This is a genomic window from Desulfobaculum bizertense DSM 18034 (assembly GCF_900167065.1).
GTDB classification, from domain to species: domain Bacteria; phylum Desulfobacterota; class Desulfovibrionia; order Desulfovibrionales; family Desulfovibrionaceae; genus Desulfobaculum; species Desulfobaculum bizertense.
On record NZ_FUYA01000002.1, the window covers coordinates 463,301 to 486,854 of the forward strand.

At 52.7% G+C, this 23,554-nt stretch carries 29 protein-coding genes; 6 read left to right on the forward strand and 23 right to left on the reverse strand.

The annotated features are described in order from the left end of the window. Positions 1 to 24 precede the first annotated feature (24 nt). Positions 25 to 1,200, forward strand: a complete 1,176-nt coding sequence (locus B5D23_RS04765; RefSeq protein ID WP_078684263.1) for a BaiN/RdsA family NAD(P)/FAD-dependent oxidoreductase — start codon at positions 25 to 27, stop codon at positions 1,198 to 1,200. Positions 1,201 to 1,254: 54 nt separating this feature from the next. On the opposite strand, the gene B5D23_RS04770 is transcribed toward B5D23_RS04765, so the two are convergent. Beyond that, positions 1,255 to 1,764, reverse strand: a complete 510-nt coding sequence (locus tag B5D23_RS04770; RefSeq protein WP_078684264.1) for a peptidylprolyl isomerase — start codon at positions 1,762 to 1,764, stop codon at positions 1,255 to 1,257. 264 nt (positions 1,765 to 2,028) lie between these two features. On the opposite strand from B5D23_RS04770, the gene B5D23_RS04775 reads away from it, so the two are divergent. Together B5D23_RS04775 and B5D23_RS04780 are read left to right on the forward strand one after the other, a co-directional pair. After that, positions 2,029 to 2,559, forward strand: a complete 531-nt coding sequence (locus tag B5D23_RS04775) for a hypothetical protein (RefSeq protein ID WP_078684265.1) — start codon at positions 2,029 to 2,031, stop codon at positions 2,557 to 2,559. Between the two features lie 2 nt (positions 2,560 to 2,561). Further along, on the forward strand, positions 2,562 to 3,029 hold the full coding sequence (locus B5D23_RS04780; protein WP_078684266.1) for a hypothetical protein: 468 nt from the start codon (positions 2,562 to 2,564) through the stop codon (positions 3,027 to 3,029). A gap of 73 nt (positions 3,030 to 3,102) precedes the next feature. On the opposite strand, the gene B5D23_RS04785 is transcribed toward B5D23_RS04780, so the two are convergent. Continuing rightward, entirely contained in the window at positions 3,103 to 3,372 is a 270-nt protein-coding gene (locus tag B5D23_RS04785) for an RNA-binding regulator (protein WP_078684267.1), read from the reverse strand. 152 nt (positions 3,373 to 3,524) lie between these two features. Between B5D23_RS04785 and B5D23_RS04790 the strand changes: the two genes are divergently transcribed. Together B5D23_RS04790 and B5D23_RS04795 are read left to right on the forward strand one after the other, a co-directional pair. Continuing rightward, positions 3,525 to 4,367, forward strand: coding sequence for a glutaminyl-peptide cyclotransferase (locus B5D23_RS04790; RefSeq protein ID WP_144012540.1), 843 nt, complete (start codon positions 3,525 to 3,527; stop codon positions 4,365 to 4,367). A 194-nt stretch (positions 4,368 to 4,561) separates the two neighbouring features. After that, positions 4,562 to 5,005 (forward strand): hypothetical protein, encoded by a 444-nt coding sequence (locus B5D23_RS04795; RefSeq protein ID WP_078684269.1) that lies wholly within the window; start codon positions 4,562 to 4,564, stop codon positions 5,003 to 5,005. A gap of 56 nt (positions 5,006 to 5,061) precedes the next feature. Here the strand turns inward: B5D23_RS04795 and B5D23_RS04800 are convergent, their stop codons facing one another. From B5D23_RS04800 to B5D23_RS04855, 12 genes are all read right to left on the reverse strand, one after another. Next, complete coding sequence (locus tag B5D23_RS04800) at positions 5,062 to 5,268, reverse strand: hypothetical protein (RefSeq protein ID WP_078684270.1); 207 nt, start codon at positions 5,266 to 5,268, stop codon at positions 5,062 to 5,064. A gap of 23 nt (positions 5,269 to 5,291) precedes the next feature. Further along, a complete protein-coding gene (sppA, locus tag B5D23_RS04805; protein WP_078684271.1) occupies positions 5,292 to 6,299 on the reverse strand; it encodes a signal peptide peptidase SppA in 1,008 nt (335 codons plus the stop codon). Positions 6,300 to 6,418: 119 nt separating this feature from the next. Then, a complete protein-coding gene (locus B5D23_RS04810) occupies positions 6,419 to 7,666 on the reverse strand; it encodes an iron-sulfur cluster carrier protein MrpORP (protein WP_078684272.1) in 1,248 nt (415 codons plus the stop codon). A gap of 21 nt (positions 7,667 to 7,687) precedes the next feature. Then, positions 7,688 to 8,551, reverse strand: coding sequence for an ATP-binding protein (locus B5D23_RS04815; RefSeq protein WP_078684273.1), 864 nt, complete (start codon positions 8,549 to 8,551; stop codon positions 7,688 to 7,690). Next, positions 8,548 to 9,444 carry an ATP-binding protein gene (locus B5D23_RS04820; RefSeq protein ID WP_144012541.1) on the reverse strand — a complete coding sequence of 299 codons (897 nt, stop codon included), beginning with the start codon at positions 9,442 to 9,444 and terminating at the stop codon, positions 8,548 to 8,550. The genes B5D23_RS04815 and B5D23_RS04820 overlap by 4 nt, the downstream gene beginning before the upstream one ends. A gap of 9 nt (positions 9,445 to 9,453) precedes the next feature. Next, entirely contained in the window at positions 9,454 to 9,813 is a 360-nt protein-coding gene (locus B5D23_RS04825; RefSeq protein WP_078684274.1) for a NifB/NifX family molybdenum-iron cluster-binding protein, read from the reverse strand. After that, positions 9,810 to 10,280: a NifB/NifX family molybdenum-iron cluster-binding protein gene (locus B5D23_RS04830; RefSeq protein ID WP_159445916.1), complete on the reverse strand. Its 471-nt coding sequence runs from the start codon at positions 10,278 to 10,280 to the stop codon at positions 9,810 to 9,812. The genes B5D23_RS04825 and B5D23_RS04830 overlap by 4 nt, the downstream gene beginning before the upstream one ends. A gap of 179 nt (positions 10,281 to 10,459) precedes the next feature. Next, complete coding sequence (locus tag B5D23_RS04835) at positions 10,460 to 11,803, reverse strand: sigma-54 interaction domain-containing protein (RefSeq protein WP_078684276.1); 1,344 nt, start codon at positions 11,801 to 11,803, stop codon at positions 10,460 to 10,462. A 24-nt stretch (positions 11,804 to 11,827) separates the two neighbouring features. Then, on the reverse strand, positions 11,828 to 12,487 hold the full coding sequence (gene hypB / locus B5D23_RS04840) for a hydrogenase nickel incorporation protein HypB (protein WP_078684277.1): 660 nt from the start codon (positions 12,485 to 12,487) through the stop codon (positions 11,828 to 11,830). Between the two features lie 59 nt (positions 12,488 to 12,546). Beyond that, complete coding sequence (gene hypA, locus B5D23_RS04845) at positions 12,547 to 12,900, reverse strand: hydrogenase maturation nickel metallochaperone HypA (RefSeq protein WP_078684278.1); 354 nt, start codon at positions 12,898 to 12,900, stop codon at positions 12,547 to 12,549. Positions 12,901 to 13,104: 204 nt separating this feature from the next. Next, positions 13,105 to 13,443: an IscA/HesB family protein gene (locus B5D23_RS04850; protein ID WP_078684279.1), complete on the reverse strand. Its 339-nt coding sequence runs from the start codon at positions 13,441 to 13,443 to the stop codon at positions 13,105 to 13,107. Positions 13,444 to 13,616: 173 nt separating this feature from the next. After that, positions 13,617 to 13,961, reverse strand: coding sequence for an IscA/HesB family protein (locus B5D23_RS04855; protein ID WP_078684280.1), 345 nt, complete (start codon positions 13,959 to 13,961; stop codon positions 13,617 to 13,619). A gap of 212 nt (positions 13,962 to 14,173) precedes the next feature. Between B5D23_RS04855 and pyrR the strand changes: the two genes are divergently transcribed. Next, positions 14,174 to 14,710, forward strand: a complete 537-nt coding sequence (pyrR, locus tag B5D23_RS04860) for a bifunctional pyr operon transcriptional regulator/uracil phosphoribosyltransferase PyrR (RefSeq protein WP_078684324.1) — start codon at positions 14,174 to 14,176, stop codon at positions 14,708 to 14,710. Between the two features lie 68 nt (positions 14,711 to 14,778). On the opposite strand, the gene argB is transcribed toward pyrR, so the two are convergent. The 9 genes from argB to B5D23_RS04905 all read right to left on the reverse strand — a co-directional run bounded on the left by argB (position 14,779) and on the right by B5D23_RS04905 (position 23,535). Next, positions 14,779 to 15,669 carry an acetylglutamate kinase gene (gene argB / locus B5D23_RS04865; protein WP_078684281.1) on the reverse strand — a complete coding sequence of 297 codons (891 nt, stop codon included), beginning with the start codon at positions 15,667 to 15,669 and terminating at the stop codon, positions 14,779 to 14,781. A 58-nt stretch (positions 15,670 to 15,727) separates the two neighbouring features. Continuing rightward, positions 15,728 to 17,089 carry an ATP-dependent protease ATPase subunit HslU gene (gene hslU / locus B5D23_RS04870; RefSeq protein ID WP_078684282.1) on the reverse strand — a complete coding sequence of 454 codons (1,362 nt, stop codon included), beginning with the start codon at positions 17,087 to 17,089 and terminating at the stop codon, positions 15,728 to 15,730. A 42-nt stretch (positions 17,090 to 17,131) separates the two neighbouring features. Next, positions 17,132 to 17,671, reverse strand: a complete 540-nt coding sequence (hslV, locus tag B5D23_RS04875) for an ATP-dependent protease subunit HslV (RefSeq protein WP_078684283.1) — start codon at positions 17,669 to 17,671, stop codon at positions 17,132 to 17,134. Between the two features lie 37 nt (positions 17,672 to 17,708). Then, complete coding sequence (locus B5D23_RS04880; protein WP_078684284.1) at positions 17,709 to 18,296, reverse strand: macro domain-containing protein; 588 nt, start codon at positions 18,294 to 18,296, stop codon at positions 17,709 to 17,711. 68 nt (positions 18,297 to 18,364) lie between these two features. Further along, the gene (locus B5D23_RS04885; protein ID WP_078684285.1) at positions 18,365 to 19,822 is read right to left on the reverse strand and encodes a beta-barrel assembly-enhancing protease; all 1,458 of its coding nucleotides are present in this window, start codon (positions 19,820 to 19,822) and stop codon (positions 18,365 to 18,367) included. A gap of 160 nt (positions 19,823 to 19,982) precedes the next feature. Further along, entirely contained in the window at positions 19,983 to 21,230 is a 1,248-nt protein-coding gene (gene rho, locus B5D23_RS04890; RefSeq protein ID WP_233814339.1) for a transcription termination factor Rho, read from the reverse strand. A 336-nt stretch (positions 21,231 to 21,566) separates the two neighbouring features. Further along, positions 21,567 to 22,079: a CarD family transcriptional regulator gene (locus tag B5D23_RS04895; protein ID WP_078684287.1), complete on the reverse strand. Its 513-nt coding sequence runs from the start codon at positions 22,077 to 22,079 to the stop codon at positions 21,567 to 21,569. Positions 22,080 to 22,149: 70 nt separating this feature from the next. Continuing rightward, complete coding sequence (gene pth / locus B5D23_RS04900) at positions 22,150 to 22,773, reverse strand: aminoacyl-tRNA hydrolase (protein WP_078684288.1); 624 nt, start codon at positions 22,771 to 22,773, stop codon at positions 22,150 to 22,152. Positions 22,774 to 22,947: 174 nt separating this feature from the next. Continuing rightward, on the reverse strand, positions 22,948 to 23,535 hold the full coding sequence (locus B5D23_RS04905; protein ID WP_078684289.1) for a 50S ribosomal protein L25: 588 nt from the start codon (positions 23,533 to 23,535) through the stop codon (positions 22,948 to 22,950). Positions 23,536 to 23,554 lie beyond the last annotated feature (19 nt).

Consider the following 23,554-nt stretch of genomic DNA (forward strand, 5'->3'; position numbering starts at 1 on the left):
TACCGGCCCTTTTAAAGAAAGATTATGAAAACGTATTCTGTGCTGATTGTTGGCGCCGGGGCATCCGGCCTTTTTTGTGCTTTGACGGCGGCCCGGCAGGGGCATGATGTCTGTGTGCTGGACCCGGGCCATAAGCTGGCCCGAAAGGTTCGCATCGCAGGTGGTGGGCGTTGCAACTTTACCAATACGGACTGCGAAGCCCGGCACTATCTCTCTGAGAACCCGCATTTCTGCAAGTCTGCGCTGGCGCAGTTTTCTCCGTGGGATACATTGTCTTTTTTTGCTGAAGAAGGACTGACTGCTGAGGAAAAAGCCGAAGGACAGATGTTCTGCGAGCAGGGTGGCGGTGCCGTTGCTGAAATGCTGGAGCGCTGCGCTGTGGAAGCTGGTGCCCGGCTGGTCTCCAACTGTGCTGTGGAAGATATTCAGGCGCGTGAGGATGGCTTTACCGTGTATACGGATGGCCAGAGCTATGGTGCCAAGCAGCTTGTGATTGCGACGGGTGGTCGTTCCTGGCCTGCATTGCAGTCAAGCGGCTTTGCCTATGAAGTAGCCCACAAGCTGGGGCTGCGCGTTGTGCCACCGCGTCCGTCACTGGTTCCACTTATGGTGCCGCAGTGGCCTTATGCTGAATTGTCTGGTCTCTCCTGCCGCGCCGAGGTGCGTTGTGGAGATGTGAGCTTTAGTGACGATTTGTTGCTGACCCACAGAGGGCTGTCTGGTCCTGCGATTTTGCAGGTGTCTTCGTTCTGGAACAAGAGCATGGAGCTTGAGCTGAACATTTTGCCCCAGATTGATTTTGAGCAGGAAGTCAAAGCAGCGCGTCAGGAAAAGCGGGCCAAGATTCATGTGAAAAACATGCTGGGCAAGTACCTGCCGCAGCGCTTTGCTCAGGCGATTGCTGGACCTCTTGCAGACAAGACTCTGGGCGACCTGCGCCGTGAAGAAATGCAGACCTTGTCACAGGCTGTGCATCACTGGACCTTAAAGGCATCCAAGACAGAGGGCTGGACCAAGGCTGAGGTGACAGGCGGCGGTGTTGACACGCAGTGCCTGTCGTCCAAGACGATGCAGGTGCGCTCTGTTCCGGGACTGTATTTTATCGGAGAGTGCGTCGATGTGACGGGCTGGCTTGGAGGCTATAACCTCCAGTGGGCATGGTCGAGTGGTTATGCCGCGGCAATGTCGCTGAAAAAATAAAAAAAGAAACGCGCCAAAGCAGAAGCTCGGGCGCGTTTTTTTATACGGAGTCGATTAGTCTTCGACGCGGCGGGCGCTGATGATGCTGATGGTGTCAGCAGGCACGTCCTGATGGTAGCCGAAGCTGCGAGTGCGTTCGCTTTCCATAGCGTCGACGGCGTCTATGCCTTCGACAACCTGACCAAACACGCAGTAGCCCCAGCCCTGAGTGTTTTCGCCCTTGAAGTTCAGGAAACCGTTGTCAACGGTGTTGATGAAGAACTGGGCAGTTGCACTGTGTGGGTCCATTGTGCGGGCCATTGCGAGGGTGCCACGGGTGTTCTTGACGCCGTTGTTGGCTTCGTTTTTCACAGGCTCGTGGGTGTCACGTTCCCGCATCTGCGAGTCCATGCCGCCGCCCTGAACCATGAAGCCTTTGATGACGCGGTGGAAGATGGTTCCGTCATAGAACTCCTCGTCAACGTAGCGCAGGAAGTTTTTGACGGTCTCTGGAGCTTCGCTCTCAAAAAGTTCAACGAGAATATCGCCTTTGGAAGTTTCCAGGCGTACTTTTGGGTTAGCCATGATGCTTACTCCTATGTTGTGAAATTTTGTGGGCCCGTGCAGTGCCCAAGAGGGCTATAAAGGAAAAGTTCTGCAAGGTCATCCCCCTTTGGTGCAGGAAAATCATGAAGAGCTTTTTGCGGTGGTTTTGGACTGTTTTGGGGGCTGGAGTGCGGAAAATCATGCTTTGTTCAGGCTTGGCTTGAGCGTCGGGCAGAAAGACGGTAAAGAAGCGGACGGACTGCCTGCGGGAAAGTCCGCGATACAAGCTAAGGAGCCTGAGAGATGAGCGAATTGAAAGTGACATCGGTTCAGACAAAGCCTGAATTTGATGTAATGTATTATTTACAGGTTTGCGGAGAGTCCCGCATTGAGCAGGGCCTTTTGGAAAAGCTTGAAGCTGCGTGGGAAGATTGGAGAGATCGAGTTTCTGCGTACAAGCTGGTTCCCTCCAGCGCCAAAAATGACGAGGGCTTTTTGTTTCTGTACCTCAGCGAATACGTTGAGGGAAAAGTGGAAGAAGCCTGGCAGGAGTCCCCGGCCAATGGCATGGCGTTCCACAATCTCGCCATTACCCTGGTGATGATTTCTGCCCAGAGCCTGATTCCTGAACTGATGGAAAACTGCACGCCGTTGCCGCGTCCCATGAAAGACGTTCTGGACTTTTTTGAGAAAGAAGGTCTCGAGTGGAATGCGCAGATTGGCAGCCTGAACCGTCAGTATGCCGTGTACACTCCGTTCCCGTTCCGTGGTGGCTGTGAACTGTGCATGCAGTCCGACACCTGCCCGAACTCCACCCTTCGAGTGGAGAACTAGCGATGGGAATGGATATGCAGGAGATGCGGAAACACATCACGGAGACAGTCCGGGAGCGTGTTTCCCGCAATGATGCGGATCGGAAGGAAGCTCTGGCTGAATTCTTTGGGGTGACGATGACCGGTGCTGACGAACGTGCAGCAGACAAGTTGTCCGAGATCATTCCCCCGCTTTTGCCTCAGCTCTATGACAAGTGGATTGGCATGTTCGTCGAGCGTCTCTTTGAGACTGTGCCCGTCAAGCAGCTCGAAATGCTGTGTGATGGTACTGACGACAACAATGCAACCCTGATTCTTATCTATCTGATGTTTCTTGAATCCGAGCGTATGGAAAAGCAGATTGACGAAGATCTGCGAAGCTATGGCCTTGCTCACAGCGGAGATGCGGATCTCGGCGACGTGGCTGCCAGCTACATCCGGGCCAAGATGACCCAGCTTGGAAAGACTCTGAAGGGACTTGACGAAGAGTAAGCATATCCCGGTAAAAAGAAAGCCCGTAACGCAGAAGCGTCACGGGCTTTTTGTTTAGACGTGAGTGCTCGGTCTACCAGCGGCGGGGCGGACGTGGTGCACGGGGACGTGCTTCATTGATACGCAAGGCCCGGCCATCAAGGGAAGCGCTCTGGAGCTGGTTGATTGCTTCGTCAGCTTCATTTGCTTCCATTTCGACGAAGCAAAATCCGCGAGAGCGGCCTGTTTCGTGATCTTCTATGATTTTGACGGAGCTTACCTGTCCGTATTGTTCGAACAGCTCACGTACATCAGCTTCAGAGCTGCTCCAGGGCAAATTCCCTACGTAGATCGACTTGACCATTTGAAAAACTCCTTGAAAAACTAGTGAATGCCCACTGGTTTATAGGGAAACCTGTGGGATTGAGAATTGTGCGCAAAAAGCGCGGTGCAGGCCCTTCAATTCCTGCTGATTTTATTCGTCTTTACCATGAATTTAATGAAGGGGAAATATCTATGAATAAATTTTTAAAGTTCGCGAGAAGTGGCAGTATTTATGGATTTTTTGCGATTTCTTGTCTTTTTACTGCTTTTTTAAGTACTTGTAACCCGTTTATTTGTACGCAATCAGCGTATGCAAATGAAAGTTCGGATGAAATTTTTTCTGCCGGGCAGCGGGGTTTTGAACTTGAGGAGGTTTTGCCCCACAACGAACTGCTTTTTACGCAGGGGCTGAGCTATTTCGAGGGCCGTCTGTTTGAAAGCTCTGGTCTGTATGGCCTTTCCTGTCTTTCCAGCCGAATTTTGTATTCGACTCGGCCAGTTCAAAGCATTTCACTGGACCCAGATGTCTTTGCTGAGGGATGTACGGTGCTGGGAGACAAGCTGTATCTGCTGACGTGGAAAAAACATGAGCTTCAAATTCGTGACCGCGAGAGCCTGCGCCTCCTGGAGACGCGGCGTTATGCTGGCGCAGGCTGGGGCCTGACAACGGATGGACGGAGCTTCTGGCAGAGCAATGGCAGTGACAGTCTTTTCCAGCGGGATATTGAAAATTTTCGAATCAAAAAGCGCCTCCGGGTGACGGATGGTGGCAAACCCGTGCGTCTTCTCAACGAGCTGGAATGGGCAGAAGGTGTCATTCTGGCCAATGTCTGGCGCTCAGACCGTATTGCAGGCATTGATCCCGAATCTGGACGTGTCCTGTTTTGGCTCAACATTGGTGATTTTGTGCGCGAAGAGTCTGCCCGAGGGGGTGGCGTCGCTAATGGAATCGCCTGGAATGAAAAAGATGGTATTGTGTATGTGACTGGAAAACGGTGGAAAAACGTTTACGCAATTAAAATGGATGATGAATAACAGGTGATTACCTGTTGTTGGAAAAAAGAACGTGATATAAATTTTGTCTTGCTGTCTGTAATGTTGAGGAAAATGCTTTTTGACTCGCAAAGAGTACTTGATAAAGTCTAGAAAGAGTCTTGATGCAAATTTTCTGGAATGGTATACTTTTCTACTAACTCAAAATTGTTGATTTTTTGAGTAGGGAGCTTGCTATGGCACAAGTTGCAGCACGTATATCATCAGAACATGAACAGTGGCTTAAAGAGTGTTTTCGAACCAAAAGCGCGGGGGCAGAGTTTCTTGTTCCCTGGGCTGTTGATACATTCTTTCGTTCTTTGCGTCAGCTTCGGGGGCTTTTTTCCACTCCGGAACTTTTGACGCTTCTTGGCTCGCATAAAGACATGCGGCTGATGCCGGAACAAACCCGTTTGCCATATTTGATGCTTCGGGTGCAGGACGCCTGTGACCTGAACCGTCTGCATATGAAATATGGGGCAGATCAGGAAATGATCGAGAAAAAACTTCGGCAGCTCAGTGATACGCAGGCAACGGCGCTCATGATCTGGGCGTCAGCCTACTGGGTCAGCAAGCAGTGGAAAGAGACAGACATGCGAGAATATATTCGTGACATCGGGGATGAGGTCACGGAGGTGTGAAAGAAAAAACGGCCAGCGAAAAGCTGGCCGTTTTCTTTTGCGATGCGGAAAAACCGTTATACCGGTCCAAGTCCGCCATCAAACGCGGCGTTGATGGACTGAGAAACCTGCACCAGCACCTGGTTGTCTTTTTCAAGGTATCGAACATTTCGTTCGGGATACAGGGCCATGTCTTCTGCAACACCTTCCCAGCGCTCCACTTCTTTTGCGACATCCTGATTCAGGACCGGAAACGTCGCAACTGTAACCCATTCAGAATCCATAAGACCCTCCTTTCTCCCGCCAGCTAAAATTGGGAAGCAGACGGTGACAGTTCCGGTGCCCAGAGATGGTAAAATCCGGTCGGCAGATTCGGGAAAAGATTAATCTGGACGCCCGTGTTCTGGAGGAAGCTGTCCTGTGCCCACTGGCCCGTGGCGGTGTTATATACGTTGTCATCTGGATACTGTGTTCTGCGGTATGCGATAACGCGTGCATTTCCAGTAATTCCAGCGAGTTTTTTGGCTTCGGCAATGGCTGAGTCTGTGTAGCCAATGGCATCCACAAGACCAAGCTCCAGAGCTTCACCCGCAAGGAGCACACGTGCTTCGGCTACCGCGTTCAGTGCCTTTTGGTCAAGCTTTCGCTGGGTTTTTACGAGCTTGAGGAAGCGGGAATTCATGCTGTCGATCATGTTTTGCAGGGCCTTGAGTTCCTCTTTTTGACTGGGGCGAAGCGGGGAGCCGATGTCTTTGTAGCGTCCGGATTTGATGACAGTTGCGCCAAGCCCGAGCTTGTCCATGAGTCCATAGACCTGAGGGGAAACAAAGATGGTCCCTACAGAGCCGGTAATGGTAGACGGCGTCGCGTGTATTAAGTTTGCGGCGAGAGACAGATAATAGCCGCCGCTGGCTGCAACGTTGAGCATTTGTACCACAATGGGCTTGTTTGTGATCCTGCGGAATTTCATGAGTTCCGTATAGAGCAGATCAGAGGCGACAACTGTCCCGCCGGGAGAGTCAACAATGAGCACAAGAGCGCGAACGCTGGGGTCAGAACCGGCTTTGTGGAGCTGGGCAACAGTTTCCTGCACCACACTGGGGCGGGTGACGCTGTTGAGACCAAAACTTTTCCGTGGGTTTGTTGTTATGGGACCTGTGACGTAAACAAGGGCAATTTTGTTTTCACCCTGGCCGGAAATATGCTGCTCCAAAAGTGGGGCAGAGTAGTCTGGATACAGAGAAATTTTGGGGGCACATGCGCCCAGAAGAACGGCAAGGACTGCCAGAAGCGCAAGGCGAAGTGAATGTGTCATGGAACCTCCAGAGGGAAAATATACTGGAGAATACCAAGTTGTGCTGTTTGTGGGAATGCAAAAAAGGGGGCGGGCACATGCCCGCCCCCTTGCGCGTCACGAGAGTTTACGACCGCGGCCTAGTGGTCGCAGATGTTTTCGCCAACGACAAGGCTGCCGCTGAGATAGCTCTTGAGGACTTCTTCGGGATCGCCGCCCTGTGCGCCGACAACGACCTTGATGCCGTTTTCGGTGAACAGGCTCTGTGCACGGGCACCCATGCCACCAGCGAGGACAAGGTTACAACCCTTGTCTGCAAGCCAGCGAGGGAGAACGCCCGGCTCATGCGCCGGCGGATCAACGAGCTTGCCGCTCTTGATTTCACGAGAAGCGTTGTCGACTTCCAGCAGTGCGAACTTTTCGCAATGGCCGAAGTGCTGGCAGAGCTGGCCCTGTGCTACAGGAATAGCAACGAGGGTTGTGTCGCCAGATTCAGGCAGGGAGCTGTCGACTTCGCCACCCTTCTGCTCCTGAAGGCGACCAGCGAGGTCGATCAGGGGCTTGATGATGTGGTTCAGTGCTTCGCCAGCCGGGGAGTGGTCGCCAAGCTTGGAAAGCGGGAAGCCTTCGTCGCCAGCGCGAGCAACGTCTGCATTCATGGGAATGCGGCCGAGGAAACGCACGCCAACTTCCTTGGCGAGAGCTTCACCACCACCGGTGCCGAAGACGTTTTCGACATTGCCGCACTTGGAGCAGACAAAGCCGCTCATGTTCTCGACAATACCAAAGATTTCGTTACCGACTTCGTTGCAGAAGGTCACGGAGCGGCGGACGTCGTCGATAGCCACGCCCTGAGGAGTGGTGACGATAACGGCCTTGGCGTCCTTGCCAAGTTCCTGCATGGCGGAAAGCGGCTCGTCGCCGGTTCCCGGAGGGCAGTCAACGATCAGAAAATCAAGATCGCCCCAGAGTACGTCGGAGATGAACTGACGAATGAGACCGATTTTGACCGGGCCACGCCAGATAACAGCGTCGTCCTTGGAAGGAAGCAGGAAACCGAGAGACATAACGCTCAGGTTTTTGCTCCATGCCACGGGTTCCATGCAATCACGCTCCATGTGGGGCTGTGCATCCTGCAGGGAAAGCAGGCGGGGAACGCTCGGGCCATGAACGTCAACGTCCAGCAGACCGACTTTCAGGCCTGCCATGGAAAGGGCAACAGCGATGTTGGTGGCAACAGTAGACTTGCCGACGCCGCCCTTACCGGACATGACAACGATTTTATTTTTGATTCTGCCCAGTGCCTTTTTAATTCTCTGGTCCTGAGGGTTTTCCTGCTGACAGGAACCCTCGGAGCAGTTGCCTGAGCAGCTGCCGCATTCACTCATAGTGATCCTCCTGATCTTAGCCTAGTCGCAAAGCCGTTTGGAAACGTTTTCCCAAATGCTCTGCATTTTTTGTCCGAACCCGTCGGGATCGTATTCCACAACACTCTTTCCGTGGATTTGTGCTGCGGTAACGGTCTGGTCGTACGGCAGAACTCCAGCAATTTCAACACCGGACTCTGCACACCACTGACGGATCATCTCTGTGATTTCTTCATTGATGTCCGACTTGTTAATGACGGCCATCATGGGCACCCTGAAATGTTCGGTGAGCTTGTGGACTCGCTGGAGGTCGTGCATGGCCGAGAGGGTCGGCTCTGCAACGGCAAGGGCCATGTCTGTTCCGCCAAGAGAGGCGATGACAGGGCAGCCAACTCCGGGAGGGCCATCAGTCAGAATCAGATCAACGTCTGCGTCTTCGGCGACCCTGCGGGCTTCCTTGCGAACCGTGGTCACAAGCTTGCCAGAATTTTCTTCGCCAATGCCAAGCGCGGCGTGGATCATGGAGCCAAAGCGGGTTTCGGAGTCGTACCAGTGGCCGCACATGCGTTCCTGCATGATGGCAGCCCCGGAGGGACACACAAATTCGCAGGCTCCGCAGCCTTCGCAGTGCTCTTTATGGACAACAAAATCTGGGGTGATGGCGTCGTAGCGGCAGTGCTCAATGCACTGGCCACACTCGACACACAGGCTGGAGTCAATGCTTGCCAGCTCACCGCTAAAAAATTCATGTGTGGCGCGAACCGTTGGCTTCAAAATAAGGTGCAGGTCAGCGGCATCAACGTCGCAGTCTGCCAGCACTTTTTTGGGGCCAAGGCTCGAAAGCCCTGCGGTCACCGTTGTTTTTCCGGTGCCACCTTTTCCACTAATGACAACGAGTTCCTTCATGCCACACCTGCCTTTTCTGCCAGCGCCGTAATGTTGTCCCAAAGCGTTTTGTATGCGTCCCGGAAGTCCGGAAGGGCATCAATATGCAGCTTGCCCTGGGAATAGCAGTGAGCGGCTTCTGTGGAATGGGGCAGGGAGCCGAGAAGCGGAATCCCTTCCTTTGTCAGGTACTCGCGGGTTCGGTCATCCCCCATGCCGTCGCGATTGATGACGACGCCAAAGGGAATCTGCATTTTGCGCAACACGCCAACCGCAAGGGTCAGGTCGTGCAGGCCAAAAGGCGTGGGTTCTGTGACCAGCACAGCGAGGTCAGAGCTTCCAAGACCAGCAATAACCGGGCAGCTTGTGCCGGGAGGGCAGTCGAGGATTCTGATGTCTGCCTGTGGACCATCACGCTTAACAGCCTTGATGAGCGGCGGAGCCATTGCTTCACCGATGCGCATTTCTCCGCCAGCCATAGGAAGCGGGGCAGATGCGGGCAGTGTCGATGTCCCAATGTGAACCTTGCCGATTTCACGCTTTCCTTCGCTAATGGCCTGCTCTGGGCACGCAAGGGTGCACAGTCCGCAGCCGTGGCAGAGTTCAGGAAAGACCATGACTGAGCCGCCCATGATGATGAGGGCCTTAAAGCGGCACAGCTCAGTACATTTGCGGCAGGCATCGCCCGTGCACTTGTCTTCGTCGACAACAGGAACCGGAACAGATTCGGCCTGAGTCTTTTTCCATTCGGGGCGAAGGAAAAGGTGCAGGTTGGGTTCTTCGACGTCGCAGTCAAGGGCAGAAACCTTGTGACCATGTTCTGCGAGCCAGGCAGCAAGGTTGGCGGAAACAGTCGTTTTGCCTGTTCCACCCTTGCCGCTGGCAATGGCGAGAGTAAACATCCCGTTTTTCATATCGTCGGCCTACCAGTGTCCTTCCTTGTCGGCGGAATCAGCAGGCTCCAGTGTGCCAGCCTGAAAAGCCTTGAGGGCTTCGTCCACAGTACCGTTGGCACCGAGGTAAATTTTGATGCCACCCTTATGCAGTGCGGCGTAGGCCTTGGGGCCAACGTGACCAGTGATAACGGCTTCTGCACCGGTGCGGGCAACATTCTGGGCAGCCTGAATGCCTGCTCCCTGAGCAAGGGTCAGGTTCTGGGCGTTATCAGAAAAGCTGGTCTGCTGGGTTTCCGTATCCACAACAACAAATCCAGCAGCACGACCAAAGCGAAGGTCAACGGCACTGTCGAGGGTCTGTCCCTGACTTGTAATGGCAATCTTCATGAAGAGCCTCCCTTTTTCGGAGTTTTTCCAGTCTGAAGTCCCCGCCCCGATTCATTTCCGCAGTAGCGACCCTGATTCCGGTGTCCACAGCCCGGCGCGATGATGTCGGACGACATCCGCCCCCGTCCGCAGCGGTGACCGCCGCATCCGGGCATGGCGAGCGCATCAAGCGTTTTGCTCTGGAATGCCTGCAAAACTTCGTTCTGAGTCCCTCGGACCCAGGGATGCAGTTCAATGCCTGCCTGTTGAATAAGACGACGGGTGCAGCCTGTGACTCCGCCACAGATCAGGACATCGACGCCGCAGGATTCCAGCGCACTGACAAGGTTGGTCGTGTCGCGCTGGGCGAGCTCAAATCCGCCGCTCTGTTTCAGCTCGTTTTCATCATAGGTGAAAAGCTGAAAGCAGGTGGCGTTTTCAAGCAGTGACGCCAGACGGTTTTCGTAGCATGCCAGACAGAGGTTCATGCGGTTCCTCGGACAGCGAGAGGTTTGAACATGACGATATGTCATGCCCATACTGTTCCAGAGAGCATGTATGATGCCATTTCAGAAAAGCATATAAAAATAGAAGGCTTAGGTAAAGCAGACTTAAAAAAGGAGAGAAAAAAGACGAAAAAAGCGCCCGAAGCTTTCAGGGGTAGGGCTTATTTTTCGCCCATTTCTTCGCATCGGCGAATCATGCGCCTAAGGGTGTCTTTGGAGATGCCAAGTTCACGGCAGGTTTTCATACGACGCCCGTCGTTTCTTTCTAAAGCACGGTGCACGGCACGGCATTTGATTTCTTCGAGAGTCATTGGCCCCTCGTCAAAGCCTGCGCTTTGCTGGCTGTCTGGGCCGGGCTGCATGTGCTCTGGCAGGTGCTCAAGCTGAATGAAGCCGCTGGGGCAAAGAATAAAGGAAAATTCAAGGATGTTTTCCAGCTCGCGAACATTTCCGGGGAAGGGATGGCGCATAAGAATAGACAGCACGTCTTCGGACACGCCTTCAATATGTTTGCCCTGCATGGCATTGAGCTTGCGGACAAAGTGGCTGATGAGCAGAGGAATGTCTTCCCGGCGTTCTCTCAGTGGCGGCAAGTTCAGCTGGGCAACATTAAGACGGTAATACAGGTCCTGACGGAAGGTGCCATTCTGGACCAGCATTTCAAGATCTTTGTTGGTGGCGGCAATGACTCGAACATCAGCTTTGACACTTCGCTCGGAACCCAGAGGCTCATAGGTCATGTCCTGCAAGACCCGCAAAAGCTTAACCTGAAGCTGCTGAGGCATATCTCCAATTTCATCAAGGAAAATAGTGCCCCCACGAGCTGTTTCAAATCGTCCTGCGCGGTCACGCTTTGCGTCGGTGAATGCGCCAGCCTTGTAGCCGAAGAGTTCGGACTCCAGCAGGGTGTCTGGGAGCGCGCCGCAGTTGACAGCGACAAAAGGACCGTTGGCACGGGAACTGAGCGTGTGCAGGGCGCGGGCAAAGAGTTCCTTGCCTGTACCGGATTCTCCAAGCAGGAGCACTGTGGCTTCACTTTTGGCGATTTGGGGAAGGATGCGGAAGGTACGCCCAAGTGCGCGGGATTTTCCTACGATGTCCTCAAAGCTGTAGGAGCTTTGCATTTCCTTGCGCAGCAGATGAATGTCCGTGAGGTCACGGAAGGTCTCAACGCCACCAATGACCTTGTTTTCGTTGTCATAAAGTGGTGCTGCAGAAATGGAAATGGGGATTTTTTCCCCATCCGGACGAACAATGAAAATTGAGCGGTTAGAAATAGACCCAGAATCGGCGACACAGGCCCGAAGCGCACAGTCGCCGTCACAAAGGGTCGAGTGAAAGACCTCCCAACACTTTTGACCAAGAGCTTCCTCGCGGGAAACCCCGGTTATGCGTGCAGCCGCCTGATTGAAAAAGGTGATGTTCCAATCAAGGTCGACGGTGAAAACGCCATCAGCAATGGAATTGAGTATGGCTTCACTTGGGAGATCTTCCGGGAATGTCATTCTGTTATAAGCTCCTGGCCTCAGCTAGGCCTGCTTCTTTTCTTTAACCATCTGCCTGAGCCATGCGTACCAGCCTTCGAGGCCTTCGCAGGTTTTGCAGGAAATGGGGTAAATGCTGATTTCCTTGTTGAGTCCGGTTGCAAACTTGCGGGCGCGGTCCATGTCAAAATCAACGTATGGCAACAGATCGACCTTGTTCAGCAGCATAACAGCAGACTCGGCAAAGAGAAGGGGATACTTTTCTGGCTTGTCGTCGCCTTCTGTGACGGAAAGCAGGGCAACCTTGAAGTCTTCGCCGACTTCAAATTCTGCGGGGCAGACAAGGTTACCGACATTTTCAACAAACAGGATATCCAGACCTTCGAGGTCCAGAGAATCCAGTGCCTCAAGAACCATAGAGCTGTCGAGGTGACAGGCTCCGTCAGTATTAATCTGGACGGCCTGAGCGCCTGTTGCGGCAACGCGGCGGGCGTCGTTGTCGGTCAGGATGTCGCCTTCAATAACGGCCATATTGAATTCTTTTCGCAGGTCTTCCAGTGTCCGCTCCAGAGTGGAGGTTTTGCCGGAACCGGGAGAGCTGATCAGGTTGAGCACAAGAATTTTATGCTGGCCAAAAATTTTGCGTAACTGTGCAGAGATACGGTCATTGGCTTCAAGAATATTTCGAACAACTGGGATTTCCATAAGTGCTTCTCCTTGGGAATGCGTTGCTGCTACGTGTTTTTGCACGGGCGTAACGGGCCTTATTCGGCCTCCATGTTGTCAAGGTAGAGTTCTTTGCCCTGCAAGACCTGGTGCCCAATTCCTTCCCCACAGTTGGGACAGGGAATAAAGAGCGTGTCTGGGTCTTCGGGTGAGAACAGGGTTCCGCAGGCGCTGCACTTCAGCTTGAGTGGGACGCATTCCATTTCGAGTTCTGCGCCTTCAAGCGGGGTATTCGCAATACATGCCTCAAACGCGAATTCCAGAGCTTCGGGAACAATCGCCGCGAGTTTGCCATGTTTTACCCTAACTTTGCGGAGCTTGGTCAGCTCATGTTTATCCATTTCTTCCCGAATAATAGCGAGGAGACTCTGGGCAATAGAGAGTTCGTGCATAGTCGTGCCTTCAAGTGGAAAAAACGTTTGCGTTCGAGGACATGCCACCTTTGGTCTGGACCCCCTTCATACATCGCAGAGGCGTGAAAGGGAAGGCATAAGTCGGAAGAGTACAGAAGTCTTTTCCTATGAATTTATTTTGCTGAACGACGGGCATAAAAAAAGGCGGCTTATGCCGCCTAAGGTATCGAAAAAGTGTGGAGTCTAGCTTCCGCAGCAGCTGCTGCTGGAGCCACAACCACCGCAGCCGCCACCGCAGCCACCTTCGTTTCCGAGATCAAGAGAGGATTCCAGTACAAAACCTGCGTAGCTCATGTCGATGGTGATAGGCTGAGCCTTTGCGCAGAGATTCTTGTCGACAACAAAAGTCAGATTGTCGCCGAGGTCAAAGCTGTCATCGCTTTCGTTGGCCTTGTCCAGTGCCAGAGAAAGGCGAGGACCAGAGCAGCCGCCCGGTGCAAGATAAATGCGGATGGGGCTGACGTCTTTATCTTCAAAAAACTTGACCAGCTCTTCGCGAGCAGCCTGAGTAATGCTAACCATGTGTGCACTCCTAATGTTTTTTTCTGTCAATCAGGACATGAGAATTAAGCTGTGACTAAATTTTGTCAATAGAGTGCATAGAAAAAATTAATAAAAGGGCGCAAAGGGTCAGGTTTTGGGCACAAAAAAGCGGCCCTGAAAAAATCAGGACCGCTGAATATGCGGAAAATGGATTAACTGCCGCAGCAGCTTCCGGAAGAACCGCAGCCTCCGCTCGAGCAGTCGCCGCCACCGCAGCTTCCGCCACCCACGGGCATGTTAGAGTCGATGACGAAACCGGTGTAGGTGACGTCAACTTTCACAGGAGCAGCCGTAGCGAGCAGCTGCTTGTCGATAACAAACTTGAGTCCGCCTTCGATTTCGAAGACTTCGTCGGATCCTTTTGGCTCATCCAGAGCCAATGACAGCCGAGGCCCGGATCAACCGCCGGGAGCGAGATATACACGAACGGGAGTCATGTCTTTTCCCTTGAAAAAGGAAATCAGCTCCTCGCGTGCTTTGTCAGAAACTTGAAGCATGGTACCTCCAGAAATTGGTGAATGTCCTAAGTAAGTATGCCCCGTGATTTTGTCAACCGTATTGATAGGAATTGTTTTTCAGTATAGATTTTGTCTATGTGGGTAAAAGAGAATGGGCTGGATATTGCGTCTTGAAGAGTGCTATTATATCAACAGTGCAGGCAAGCGAGCCTGAAGCTCAGGATCACCTGAACCGGAAGCGTGGAGAGAACATGACGAGTAAGAAAAAAGTAGTATTGAATGCCGATGAGATCGGCCGCACCCTCGAACGTATGGCTATGGAGATTAATGAGCGTCACGGCGATTGTAGCAAAGTTGCCATTCTTGGCATCCAGCGCCGTGGTGTGGACCTTGCCGCGCGTCTGCGCAAGGCTCTCGAGACCCGCCTGAACAAAGAAATCCCTTCGGGTATCCTGGATATCAATCTCTATCGTGATGACTGGACTTCTCTTGAAGTACAGCCGCAGATCAACAAGACAGAGATTTTGTTTGATATCGATGGCAAGGAGATCATCCTTGTCGATGACGTGCTGTTTACTGGCCGGACGATTCGTGCCGCGCTGGAAGCCATTTTGGACTTTGGCCGCCCCCGTCAGGTTGAACTGATGGTGCTGGTTGACCGTGGACACCGTGAGCTGCCGATTCAGGCAGATTACGTGGGGACCACCGTGGAAACCCGCCGTGGCGAGCATGTCGATGTGTTCCTGACCGAACGCGATGGCAAGGAAGAAGTCTGCCTCGTTGACTAAATTTTGCAGACGCATACAAAAAAAGCCCGGATTCACAGGAATCCGGGCTTTTTTTGTCATGATGAAAATTACGGTAAATCCAGAAGAATCTCTGTACCGATACCCTGTTCGGTAAACAGTTCCAAAAGCAGAGAGTTGGGCACGCCACCGTCAATGATCTGCGCCTTTTGGACGCCACCACTCACAGCTTCCACACAACACTGGACTTTAGGAATCATTCCGCCGCTCACGGTTCCGTCTTCGATGAGCTTCATGATGCCCTTGACGTCAACGGACGAGATACGATCCTTTTTTTTGTCGAGAATACCGCACACATCGGTCAGGAGCACAAGGCTTCTGGCTTCCAGCGCAACAGCGACAGCAGAAGCGACCGTATCGGCGTTGATGTTATACGTCTCGCCGTTCTCGTCGACACCAACCGGGGCAATGACCGGAATAAATCCGTCACGCATCAGCCCGCGAATCAGGGTGGGGTCAATGCCTGTCACTTCCCCAACGTGACCAAGGTCAATGATTTCCGGAGCGAGATTCTCACGGTCAACAGCCAGCTCCAGCTTGCGGCAGCGAATCGTTTCGCCATCCTTGCCAGAAATACCAACAGCGCGGCCACCAGCCAGATTGAGCTGGTTGACAATCTGTTTGTTTACCTGACCAGCAAGCACCATCTCCACCACGTTCATGGTGGCGTCGTCTGTGATGCGAAGGCCATCACGGAAGGCACTTGGGATATTCAGCTGGTCAAGCATTCGTCCAATCTGAGGACCACCACCGTGCACAATCACGGGGTTGACGCCAATGTATCGGAGCAGGGTCACGCATTTGGCAAAAGCCTGTTTCAGGGCTTCGTCCTTCATTGCATGACCACCGTACTTGATGACAATGGTCTTTTTGTAGAATTGCCTGATATAGGGCAGGGCCTCAAGCAGTACCTCAGATTTGAGCAAGACGTCCTTGTCCACCTCAAGAATCTCCTTTTTTCGAGAGGGCCAGCCCCGCGGCTGACCCTTTGATGTAGAACTAGAGAATGTAGCGGGAAAGATCGCGGTCTTCGACCACTTCTTCCAGATGAGCGCGGACATAGTCGCGGTCAACGGTGATAGTCTGACCACTCTTGTCCGGGGCGTCAAATGCAAGATCCTGCAAGACGCGTTCAAGGATGGTGTACAGGCGGCGGGCACCGATGTTTTCGGTTTCCTCGTTGATGCGTTCTGCATAGCCTGCAATTTCTTTCACTGCGTCTTCGGTGAACTCAAGCTCAAGGCCTTCGGTTTCCAGCAGGGCCTTGTACTGCACGGTGAGTGCATTCTTTGGCTCTTTGAGGATGCGGACGAATTCGTCCTTGCCGAGGCTGGACAGTTCCACGCGAATGGGGAAACGGCCCTGAAGTTCAGGAATGAGGTCAGAAGGCTTGGACAGGTGGAATGCGCCAGCAGCAATGAACAGGATGTGATCCGTGTGGATCATGCCGTACTTGGTGTTGACGACGCTTCCCTCAACAATGGGAAGCAGGTCGCGCTGAACGCCTTCACGAGATACGTCTGCGCTGTTCTGCTTGTTGGCGCCAGCACAGACTTTGTCGATTTCGTCGATAAAGATGATGCCGCCCTGTTCCACACGTTCCTTGGCAATTTCTGCCACGCGGTCGTGGTCGATGAGTTTTTCGCTTTCTTCCTGAAGCAGCACGTCATAGGCATCGCGCAGGTTCATGCGCTTTGTCTTTTTCTGCTGCGGCATGAAGCTGCTCATGACGTCGCGAATCTGGGAACCCATGTCATCCATGCCGGGCATGGCCATGATTCCAACGTTCGGGCCAGAGGCATTGACCTCGACCTCGACCTGACGGTCGTCCAGCTTGCCCTGACGCCACAGGGTACGCAGCTTGTCGCGAGTGGAGTCGTTTTTTTGCTCCTGCACCTGGCCGTCAGGACCAGCAGCATAGATGTCCTGCGGGGCAGGGGTGCTTTTGCCGGGGAGCAGCAGGTCAAGCAGGCGGTCTTCTGCGTGCTTTTCTGCCTTCACGTGAACGCGTTCGCCTTCTTCTTTGTGAACCAGATTGATGGCGATCTCCATGAGGTCGCGAATCATGGATTCTACGTCGCGGCCAACATAGCCCACTTCCGTGAACTTGGAGGCTTCGACCTTGAAGAACGGAGCGCCAGCAAGATTGGCGAGGCGGCGGGCAATTTCGGTCTTACCCACGCCAGTAGGTCCAATCATGATGATGTTCTTGGGGGCGATTTCGTCGCGCAGCTCAGGGGCAAGCTGCTGGCGACGCCAGCGGTTACGCATGGCAATGGCAACCATGCGCTTGGCTTCTTTCTGACCGATAATGTAGCGGTCAAGCTCTGAGACAATTTCTCTTGGGGTCAAAACTTGCACGTAAAAACTCCTCAAAGGGTGCGCGTGGCACCCGTATAGGCATTATTTTTTCTGGGATTCAACGATGATGTGATCGTTGGTGAAGACACAGATTTCAGCTGCAATTTCCATTGCTTTCTGCGCGATTTCTTCGGTGCTGAGATCGGTGTTGCGCTTGAGGGCGCGGGCTGCGGAAAGGGCGTATGCTCCGCCAGAACCAATGGCTGTAACGCCATCATCTGGGCTCATGACATCGCCGTTACCAGTGAGAATGAGGATGTTTTCTGCATCAGCGACGATCATGAGAGCCTCGAGCTTGCGCAGGTACTTGTCCATGCGCCACTCTTTGGCCAGCTCAACTGCTGCTCGGGTCAGGTTGCCGCCAAACTCTTCAAGCTTGGCTTCAAAGCGTTCAAACAGGGTGAACGCATCAGCTGTGGAACCAGCAAAGCCAGCCACAACTTTTTCGTGATACAGACGGCGAACCTTGCGGGCGCCGTGCTTGAGAGCCATGGTCTGGCCCAAAGTAACCTGTCCGTCACCAGCAATTGTCACGCCGTTATCGTCCTGAACGGCAACGATAGTCGTTCCTCGAATTTCCATTCTATCCTCGTACGTTGCGGGATGTGTGGGGCAATCTTTACCCCAATGAGGGCTCGGCGGGGGATTCAAAGAGCGTTTCCCCGGCTCGGAGCCAGATATTCATCTTGTCGCGAGAAAATATAACCATGCATGCGGATTTGACCAGACCTTGATCTAGAGATTTTTTGAGAGTTTTCAGGGCAATCTCTGCTGCATGCTCCACTGGGAAGTGATAGACGCCGCAGCTGATGGCCGGAAAATCCACAGACTGGCAACCAATTTGTCCCGCAATGAGTGCCGATTCCCAGTAGGCGGAGGCAAGCAGGGCATCTTCGTTTTGCGTGCCACCGTGCCAGACCGGGCCAACCGTATGAATGATGTATTTGGCCGAAAGCGCAAAGCCGGGCGTGAGCACAGCCTGACCCGCCGGGAGTTTTCCGCGCTCGCGAATGATGTCCTTGCAGGCTGCGTGCAGGGCTTCGGCTCCTGCGGCGTGATGAATGGCCCCGTCGACCCCGCCACCGCCTGCAAGCTGAGAATTGGCCGCGTTCACAATGGCGTCGGCTCGTGAGCGTGTGATGTCACCGGTGCAGATGCTGAGCGTACCGGGGCAGAATTTCCAGGAATGGCAATTTTTATATGACATTGGACAGGCTCCTGCGGCTGTATGAATGAAAAAAAGCGGCAGTTCCGTAGACCTGCCGCCCTGTTGGCTTACCAGAATTCTGAACGTTTCTTGTACAGTTCCTTGAGCTTTTTGAGTTCTTCTTTTTGTGCGTCTGTTTTGGCGAGAGATTCAACTTTTTTGAGGTGCATCTTGGCTTTCTTCTTGTTCAGGCCATAAATGGCACTGTAGGCAAGCTGGGTGTAGCCCTCAAAAAGCTGGCCGCTTTTTCCTAGGGTCCGCCCCAGATAATAGTGGACTTCACTATCTTCTGGGAGAGTTCGCAGAATCCGCTCAAAGTACTGAATGGCCTGTTTTGATTCTCCCTTGTCGTCCAGAAGCCGGGCAAAGTAGAAGAGGGCAAAGAGATCATCGCCGTTGAGAATGACGGCTTTTTGCAGGTATTTGACCGCGAGGTCCTGGTCGCCTTTCAGATAGTGGAAGCGACCAGCTTCGCGAAGAATCAGCGGGTCGTTGGGCGCCTTTTTGACAGCCTTTTCAAAGGCAGCCTTGGCTTCACTGATTTTGTTTTCGCGGGCATACACAATGCCCCGGCCCATGTCCGCAAGCCCCTGTTCCTCGTGCTGAACGTCTTTGGAAAAGGCATCCAGAGCAATCTGTGGATCAAGGAAGCGTGCCATGATGAGGGCCTTGATGCGTCGAAATTTTGTGTCATCCATTGGCCGTTTCTGAACAGCCGGGTCCATTTTTTGGATGCTGCGATCAAGGTAGGTGATACGTTCTTCGACAGCGGGGTGAGTGCTGAGGTACTTGGGCAGATTGCCTGCACCTGCAAGCCACGCCTTTTTTTTGATTTTTTGGAACGCGGAAACCATGCCTTTCGGGTTGTAGCCAGCGGCGACAAGGTACTGCATTCCAGAGCGGTCTGCTTCCCGTTCGTCTACGCGGCTGTAGTTGAGCATGGTCTGTGTGCCAGCAGCAAAAGAGCCATAAATCATGGCTTCGCCAGCTTCGGAGGCATTATCACCACCAGCGGCCATGCCCATGAACATGCCTGCCAGCATACCCGCCAGCATACCCAGCTGCGTAATCTGCTGCTTTTTGATGCGTGCGGCGAGGTGGCGGTGGGAAACGTGCGCGAGTTCATGCGCAATGACTCCGGCCAGCTCGGCCTCGTGGTCAAAATTGGTAATCAGTCCAGTGAAAACGTAGACATAGCCAGCAGGAGCCGCAAAGGCATTGATATTGTGGTTGAGCACCACAGAGGTTTTGAGTGTAAAAGCGAGCTTGGGCACATGGACAGCAATGTCGTCCACAATGCCTCGGATGTAGCGCGTAATCTCCGGATCTTCAATGATCGGAAGCCGTGCCCGCATCAGGGTATTATATTTTTCTCCAAGCTCTTTTTCCTGCTTGACGGTAAAGTCGCCAAGAAGTGAGGCAGAGGCCGTTTGTGCACTCAGAAGTGGTCCCAGAATAAGCTGGGCAATGAGCAGCATACACAGGAAAAAACGTGCAAGCCCTGTATCTTGGGCAGTAATTCGCATGAATGGTCCCGGGAAAGTGGTTATTTCTGAAAAGAAAACTCTCTTTTACATAGCCTAAACTGTGTGGAGAGCCAAGAAACTGCACGTCTTGCCACAGGAAATGAAAAAGGCCGAGACAATGTCTCGGCCTGTATTTCAGTCAGAAAAGCAGCAGAAAAAGCTACTTGTTCATCATGTCCAAAAAGTCTTTGTTGTTTTTGGTGTTTTTCATCTTCTTGAGCAGGAATTCCATAGAATCGATAGGATTCATTGGAGCAAGCACCTTGCGGAGTATCCACACGCGGTTGAGCACTTCTGGGGAGAGCAGCAGCTCTTCCTTTCTGGTGCCGGAGCGGTTGATGTCCATAGCAGGGAAGATGCGCTTTTCGGACAGGTGGCGGTCAAGGTAAACTTCACTGTTACCAGTGCCCTTGAACTCTTCAAAGATAACCTCGTCCATGCGGGAACCGGTATCAATGAGTGCCGTTGCAATGATGGTCAGGCTGCCGCCTTCTTCCACGTTACGTGCTGCGCCAAAGAAGCGCTTGGGGCGCTGGAGTGCATTTGCATCCAGACCACCGGAAAGCACGCGGCCAGAGGAAGGAGTCACAGCGTTGTACGCACGGCCGAGGCGGGTGATGGAGTCGAGCAGAATGACAACGTCTTTCTTACGCTCAACAAGGCGCTTGGCCTTTTCCATGACCATTTCAGCGACCTGAACATGGCGCTGCGGCGGCTCGTCAAAGGTCGAGCTGACAACTTCGGCGTTAACCGTGCGCTCCATGTCCGTGACTTCTTCTGGGCGTTCGTCAATGAGAAGAACGATCAGGTAGGTGTCAGGGAAATTCGCTTTGATGGAGTTTGCGACAGTTTGCAGCAGGACGGTTTTACCGGTGCGGGGGGGAGCCACGAAAAGTGCGCGCTGACCTTTTCCGATGGGGGAAAGCAGGTCGATGATGCGTGCTGAAAAACTTTCTTTTCCATTTTCGAGGCGGAAATGTTCGTCGGGATAGACGGGGGTCAGATTATCAAAGAGGATGAGGTTTTTGGTTGCTTCGGGCTTTTCGAAACCGATTTCGTTGACGCGAAGCAGGGCGAAATACCGTTCCCCTTCTTTGGGTGGTCGGATCTGACCAGAAATGACATCACCCTTGCGCAGACCAAAGCGGCGGATCTGGGATGGTGAGACATAGATGTCGTCTGGGCCGGGCATGTAGCTGTACATGGGAGAGCGGAGGAAACCGAATCCGTCAGGAAGGATTTCCAGAACGCCTTCTCCATAGATGGAGCCATTCTGGGATGCACAGGCTTTGAGCAGAGCAAAAATCAGCTCCTGCTTGCGCATTCCGCTTGGGTTCTCGATTTTGTATTCGTTCGCGAGCTCCATCAGCTCGGACATGCTTTTGGCTTTGAGTTCAGATTGGTGCATGGCCTTCTCCATGGCGCAGGTGTGATCTGATAGATTCTTGGCTTGATGAGGTGAGCATGGGGTACGCCCCATAAAAAGTATTATATAGATAAACCGTCCGGAAGTGACAGAAAAAACGAATGCAGCTTATCTAAATAATAAGCCCCATGACGGAGCCGGTATGTATCGGCTCCGTTCCGCGATGCATTCATCGCGAATCACAAAGGCTTTGCAAAATAAAAAAGAGAAAATGCTAGGAAGTGTAGATTGAGTAATGTAGCAGCATCAGTAGAGATACTTGCAAACTACTTAGCAATAGATGCTTTAGCCTAGCAGATGTCTGAAGGCAAGAAAATTTTACTCTTCTTTTTGAGGTTCAAGAACGTCTGAGAAGAGTTCTTCGATCTGGGCACGGACTTCGTCCTGCTCTTTGTCGAGAGCATGTGCAAGCTCAAGGGTCAGAAGCCCCATTGCCTGCTCAAGCAGTCTGTGCTCGCCAAAAGACAATTCTTTGTCTTTTCCGATGAGGAGCAGTTCCTTCAGGACGTATGCGACGTCGGCCAAGTCACCGCTTTTCAGATTTTCTGAATATTCGCGGTAGCGGCGGTTCCAGTTCTGACCGGAATAGCCTGTGAAGTCCGAACGGTCCTTCAGGGAATCAATAATGGATTCTGCTTTTTCTTTGGAGCAGACGTGACGAAGGCCCACGTTCTCAGCATTGAGAACGGGAACCATAAGGGTCACGTTGTTGCTGAGGATCCGAACGATGTAAAATTCGGCCTTAGCGCCACCGATTTCCTGTTCCTCGATTCTTTCTACAACACCGACACCCTGTGCCGGGTATACGACGAGTTCATCTTTTTGAAACACGTTACCTTATCTCCATAACTCTCTGTGAAGCACGCAACTCCAGAAATATATATCAAAGAGCCTGTTTCGTCTAGCTCTTCGGATTTTGGTCCGAAGAAAGAGCGCTAAAACTGTTTATGTGCTGCACGGCAAGTGGCATTCCTCGCCGAATGAAAATACCCAGGCCTTTTTTGGCTGCGGCAAGTGTCGCATCAAGAGTGTCCTGTTCGGCAGGTTCAAATGGTTCCAAAACGTAGTCGCGGACTCCGCCGCGCTGGTCTGGTCGACCTATGCCCATGCGCAGTCGAATAAACTGTGCAGAGCCAAGCTCTTCCATGATGGACTTGAGTCCATTGTGTCCGGCAGATCCTCCGCCTTTCTTGAGTTTCATTTTCCCAAGCGGCAGATCAAGGTCATCATGAGCGACCACGACGTTTTCGGGAGTGATACCAAATTTGTTGCACAGCCGTTTTACGGCGATGCCACTGAGATTCATGTATGTCAGTGGCTTAGCAATAATCCAGTGTGGCTTGGAGCGAATAATGGCACAGTCCCACGCCATGCAGTCGTCACCAACCGAGAGGCGGGTGCAGGCACTTTCGCCTGCGTTGCTACGTACTGCATCAGCAAACATAAAACCGAAATTATGCCTGGTGTTTTCATATTCGACACCAGGATTACCTAAGCCGACCAGAAGTCCTGCGTATTTTTTCATAATCGAAACGCCTGCCTGTTCGGAAGAGCCGCCAGAACGTGCAGATCCGGAAAAGGGAAGGAGTGGGAGAGGCTAGGGAAGCCAGAAGCGGAGGAGGGGGAAACCTGAACGGTTCCTGTGTGCCAGAAAAAATACAGGGCTTCGGAAACCCGAAGCCCTGCAAGAAAGACAGATTTATGCCTCTTCTTCTTCGTCTTCTGCAATGGCAGCGCCCTTTGCAACGAGACGGAGAACAGCGAAATTGTCATCATAAATTTTCTTAACGCCTTCGGGAACAACAACGTCTTCAATCTGAAGGGTGTCGTTGTCCTTGAAGTTCGTGATGTCAATTTCGATGGATGCCGGGATGTTTCCGGGCAGGCATTCGATGGTAGCGATGGAACGGTACACTTCGAGTCTGGAACCCATAGCCATGCTCGCTGCGCGGCCAACGGTAACCATAGGAACGGAAACACGGACAGTCTTTTCCATGTCGACGCCCATGATGTCGAAGTGAGTGATTTCGTTCTTGAAGGGGTGGCGAACCAGCTCTTTAATCAGAGCGGTGAAGGTGCCTTTTCCTTCGATTTCAAGGCTCAGAAGCTGAGAAGTTTTCACAGCAGCGTAAACCTTTTCAAGGCTCATCAGAGGTGCCTTGATGAGAACGTTTTCATTTTTGGCGTAGAAAACGCCGGGCACCATTTTCTCAATGCGCAGGGTGCGGCAGGAGCCCTTGCCGGTTTCCTCTCGTACGGCGGCCTTGAGCGTAACCTGTTCAGACATGAGTATCTCCTTCAAGCTG